Here is a 233-nt window from a genome sequence, read left to right as displayed (position 1 = left end):
CAACCGTATCAGTTTGATGCCGCTAGCGGCAAGTACAATTACCAAGGCGATCAAGGCCAGCATAAAATTACTATTGCCGAAGGTGTGTCGATTAAATCTAGCGACAACGGCTACGACACCTTTGAAAAAACCAATGCACGCCTCGATGTAGCATCTAACACAGGCGATGCATCAAGTACGCTTACGGGTTCTGTTTATGTAGATAAACAAGGTGTTTTCGATCAGTTTCATAA

The 233-nt window shown here is 43.8% G+C and carries 1 protein-coding gene; it reads left to right on the top strand.

Features of this window, described 5'->3' with window-relative positions:
* On the top strand, positions 1 to 233 hold a 233-nt coding region (locus AAEY72_RS16495; RefSeq protein ID WP_352311781.1), incomplete at both ends, for a hypothetical protein.

Source organism: Psychrobacter sp. W2-37-MNA-CIBAN-0211 (assembly GCF_040309405.1).
GTDB classification, from domain to species: Bacteria; Pseudomonadota; Gammaproteobacteria; order Pseudomonadales; family Moraxellaceae; genus Psychrobacter; species Psychrobacter glaciei.
Note: the sequence above shows the minus strand (reverse complement) of the source record. Positions and strands in the feature narration are given on the sequence as shown.